This is a genomic window from Actinomycetospora sp. (assembly GCF_055612215.1).
This window is the reverse complement of record NZ_JBVPVA010000833.1, coordinates 1-1,981: the sequence shown is the minus strand read 5'-3', so window position 1 is coordinate 1,981 and position 1,981 is coordinate 1. Positions and strand designations below refer to the sequence as shown.

The 1,981-nt window shown below is 72.8% G+C and carries 2 protein-coding genes; one reads left to right on the top strand and one right to left on the bottom strand.

What is annotated here, in order from left to right; translation table 11 throughout:
• Positions 1-688 precede the first annotated feature (688 nt).
• Complete coding sequence (locus AC0CYZ_RS22730; protein ID WP_472219538.1) at positions 689-1,054, top strand: hypothetical protein; 366 nt, start codon at positions 689-691, stop codon at positions 1,052-1,054.
• Between the two features lie 69 nt (positions 1,055-1,123).
• Here the strand turns inward: AC0CYZ_RS22730 and AC0CYZ_RS22725 are convergent.
• A partial coding sequence (locus AC0CYZ_RS22725) for an IS30 family transposase (protein WP_472219536.1) occupies positions 1,124-1,981 on the bottom strand: 858 nt, incomplete at its 5' end.

Genomic DNA, 1,981 nt, shown 5'->3' with positions numbered 1-1,981 from the left:
GGTGTCGTCGGTCGAGTCGTCGACGAGGACGACCTCGGCGCCGGCGGGCAGGGCCTCCGCGAGCCGGCGCAGGAGCTCGTCGACGTTGCCGGCCTCGTTGCGGGTCGGGATGACGACCGACACCGTGGGCGTGGTCGTCCGTGGCGTGGTGCCCATCGGTGACGTGGTGGCGTGGCGCGTGAGCATGATCGTCGGACCTCCCCGGTGTCGTCGTGCTCGCTGGTGACACCGGAAAGACTGCTGGTCAGCCACGTGCGCGACGATGGAGTGGGCCCCCGTCCCGCCGGGGCCGCCCCTCCGGTCCCGGTGGGGTTCTCCCCCACCGCGGAGGTCGTCGTGGTCGATGCGCACCGGTGCCGGCCGGGCGCGCCCGCCGCCGCCGGGGACGCGTTCACGTGCGCGTGCGGGACGCGGTGGGTGGCCGTCCGGGTGCGCTGGTGGAGCCGGCGGGTGCGCTGGGAACGAGTGCTGTTCGCACTGCCTCCCCGGCGGGGGTGACCGGCCTCTCGGCACCGGACGGCGGGCGGTACGTCCTGTCGAGTGAGGCCTCGATCGGCGGCACCTTCCGGCGCGGAATCGGTTCAGTTCGGCGCGACACGCTGCGTGCCGCTGGCCGGTCGCGGCGGTGTTCCGTTGGTTGGGGTCAGGACGTGGTCGAGCCCCGGTCCTCGGGGCGTGAGGAGGGTCCGTGACGTACGACGCGGTCAGCGCCTACACCGTGCTGCTCGGGGACGGGGTCGGCCCGACGACGGTGAGCGTGCACGGCACCGCCGTCGACGCCTGGGCCGCGCTCGGATCCGCCCTGGGCACGCCGCCGGTGGTGGGTCACGCCGGGTCCGTCGCGCCGCGCCGTCGTTGGCTGCCCGGGGTGCGTCCGAGCGCCCCCGTCGCCGTCATGCCGCGGGAGGGGCTCTCGCAGGACGAGGTGCACGAGGCGGCCGAGTCGTGGCGACAGCTCGACCCCGACCGACGCTTCTGGCAGGTCACCGCGCACCGCCTCCAGGTCACGGTGCCGGCCATCAACACCGGCCCCGTCGTGAGCCGCTCGGCCTGATTCCTCCGCCGGCCGGCTCACCCTTTAATTGATCAGCAGCACGTCAGGCAGGTTCGATCATGCTCGGGCTCAGGGGGTCGTCGCAACACCAGTGGTCAGTGGGTCGGACAGTAGTTGCTGCATGGCTTCGGCGGGTTTGCGCCAGCCGAGGGTTTTGCGGGGTCGGCCGTTGAGTTCGGCGGCGACCGCGGCGAGGTGTTCGCGGCTGTGGACCGACAGGTCGCTGCTCTTGGGGAAGTACTGGCGCAGCAGCCCGTTGGTGTTCTCGTTGCTACCGCGCATCCACGGGGAGGCGGGGTCGCAGAAGAACACCGGCATGTCGGTGGCCAGGCTGAACTCGCGGTGGGCGGCCATCTCAGCGCCCTGGTCCCAGGTCAGCGAGCGCGTCAGGTGCGTGGGCAGCGTGCTCATCGCGGTGATGAGCTGGTCGCGCACGTGGGCGGCGTCGCGGCCCTCGGGCAGCCCCACGAGCAGCAGATAGCGGGTGTGGCGCTCGACCAGGGTCGCGATCGCCGAGCCGTTGCGCTCCCCGATGATCAGGTCGCCTTCCCAGTGACCGGGGACGGCGCGGTCGGCGGCCTCGGCCGGGCGTTCGCTGATCATGACCATCGGGTCCTTGAACCGGCCCTGCTCGCGGGGGGTGCGGGCGCCCGGCTCGGTGTGGGCGCGCCGGTAGGCCCGGCCGCCACGCAGCGCCGAGGCGATCAGCCGGCGTAGCTCGCCGCGGGGCTGCACATAGAGCGTCTGGTAGATCGTCTCGTGGCACAGGCGGCGTTCGGGCTGCTCGGGGAACACCCGAGGCAGTCTGTGGGCGATCTGCTCGGGACTCCACCGGCGCCGGAGTTCACCCACCACGTGATCCCACAGTCCCGGGTCGGTCTCGAGCTTGCGCGGCTTGGGTCGTGCCCGGGCGTGGGCCGCTTTGCG